We start from the raw sequence: 2253 nt of genomic DNA on the forward strand, positions 1-2253 counted from the left end.
CAGATCCCGGGCGACAGGCCCGTGGTGGTCGTCGCCGACGGCCTGTTCGGGTTTCTCAGCGAAGACGAGGTGCGACAGGTCTTCCGGCAGATCATGGACCACTTCCCGCGAGGGGAGTTCGTCTTCAACAACATTTCGTCGACGATCAAGAAACGGCACCAGAAGCGGCCGTCGGCGCTCTTCACGAAGTTCGGCATCGAAGAGAAATGGGCACTCGACGACGCGCGGGGAGCCGAGAAGCTCGATGACCGCCTGCTCTTCGTGGACAAGGAGAACCAGCTGGACACACCCCTGCTCGCACTCACTCCGCTCTACTACCGGACACTGTGCGCCCTGATCAGCATGGTTCCGTCCTGGAGAGAGAGCGGCTGGATACTCCGCTACCAGTTCTGACCAGGTGCGCGCCGGATCAAGGCGGGCGAAACGGTAACCGTCTCCATCGCGGCCGCCAACCGCGCCCCCAGCATTTCGCCGACCCCGACACCCTCGAACTGCTCCGCCCGTCAGGCGGGCACGTCGCCTTCGGCCACGGCATCCACCAGTGCCTCGGCCGGCATGGCCGTCTACGGCGTCCACCGGGTCCCGGTCGCCTGGGACGCGTAAACGACATCGAATCTCAATCAAGGAGACCCCTGACATGACTGCCAAGATATGCCTCGTGACCGGCGCCTCATCCGGCATCGGCCGCGCCGCCGCGCTCGAGCTCCTGCGCGCAGGACACATCGTGTACGGCGCGGCGCGGCGGGTGCACATGATGGAGGCGATCCGCGAAGCGGGAGGTCACGCCCTGCCGATGGACGTGACCAAGGAAGAAGATCTCCAGCGGGTCGTCCGTACCATCCTGGATGAACACCAGCGGATCGACGTCCTGGTCAACAACGCGGGAGCCACCGTCCACGGCGCGGTCGAGGACACACCGCTGGAGCTTGCGCGAGACGAGTTCGAGATCAACGTGTTCGCACCGGCCCGGCTGACCCAGCTCGTTCTGCCGCAGATGCGGGAGCAGCGATCGGGCACGATCGTGAATGTGTCGTCGATCGGCGGCGAGATCGCCCTGCCGCTCGGCGCCTGGTACTACGCCTCCAAGCACGCTCTGGAAGCCTTCTCTGACACGCTCCGCCAGGAGGTCGAGCAGTTCGGCATCGATGTCGTCGTCATCCAGCCCGGCATCATCAAGACCGACTTCGAGGCCGGGACGGCGCGGCAACTGCGGGAGATCTCCGGGAACGGCGCCTACCGGCAGATGACCGAGGCCATGGCACGCGCGGTCGAGACGCGGCCGGGCGGGGACAACCCGGCCTCGGACCCCGAGGTGGTCGCAACCACGATCCGGCAGTCCGTCGAGTCGGACCGGCCGGAAACCCGTTACGTCGTGGGCTGGCAGGCCGAGGAGCTCCTCAACCTCAACAGGTCCCTGTCCGACCGCGAATTCGACGCAGGGGTCACCGGCCGGCTCAAATGATCGAATCGCCGCCCCCAACGCGAGTGCGGGCGCGACTTCAGGGCCTTCCGGGTCGATCCGCCGCCCGGCCATCACTGGTACGACGTGGACTTCCCGGACGTCATCGAGGTCGCGCGGACATGAGAAGCGACCGTTGCGTTCGGATCACAACATCTCTGGAAGGAGATAGATGTCCATTTCCTCAACTCCGGTCCCGGTGTCGATGCCGACCGAGCGTCCCGCGGGTTGTCCCTTCGATCCACCCGAGGAGCTCGCGCGGCTGCGCGCCGACCATCCCCTCAGGCCGCTGGCCTATCCGGACGGTCACGTCGGTTGGCTGGTCACCAGCCACGCCCTGGCCCGTGCGGTCCTGGCCGACAATCGCTTTAGCCACCGGCCCGAGCTCGCACACAGCCTGGTGGCCGTGGCGAACACGACGGACAAGCCGCAACCGGCCCCACCAGGGGCCTTCATTGCGATGGACCCGCCCGAGCACACCCGCTACCGCCACCTGCTCACCGGCCAGTTCACCGTCCGCCGGATGCGCCTGCTCACCGAGAGAATCGAGCAGATCACCGCCGAGCACCTGGACGCGATGGAACGGCACGGCCCGCCGGTCGACCTGGTGGAGGCGTTCGCGGTGCCCATCCCCAGTCTGGTGATCTGCGAGTTGCTCGGAGTTCCGACCGGCGAGCGGGCCCGGTTCCAGCGAGACCTGGTCGCGCTGCTGAGCCTGACGGCCTCGCAGGAGGAGAAGCTCGCCTCCACCACCAGGCTGCAGCGGTTCATGGGCGACCTGGTGCGGGCCAAGC

Annotated in this window: 2 protein-coding genes and 1 pseudogene; all 3 read left to right on the forward strand. The window is 66.9% G+C overall.

What is annotated here, in order from left to right:
• On the forward strand, positions 1 to 393 hold a 393-nt coding region (locus AB0L53_RS59220), incomplete at its 5' end, for a hypothetical protein (RefSeq protein WP_364015888.1).
• A gap of 244 nt (positions 394 to 637) precedes the next feature.
• Entirely contained in the window at positions 638 to 1462 is an 825-nt protein-coding gene (locus tag AB0L53_RS59225) for an oxidoreductase (RefSeq protein WP_364015891.1), read from the forward strand.
• A 169-nt stretch (positions 1463 to 1631) separates the two neighbouring features.
• Positions 1632 to 2253, forward strand: a pseudogene (locus tag AB0L53_RS59230) (cytochrome P450); the annotation flags it as partial.

The sequence above is a fragment of the Nonomuraea sp. NPDC052129 genome, assembly GCF_040680095.1.
Classification (GTDB): Bacteria; Actinomycetota; Actinomycetes; order Streptosporangiales; family Streptosporangiaceae; genus Nonomuraea.

Coding starts and splice junctions, on each gene's coding strand:
- AB0L53_RS59225 (WP_364015891.1), top strand. CDS start 638: ATGACTGCCAAGATATGCCTCGTGACCGGCGCCTCATCCGGCATCGGC.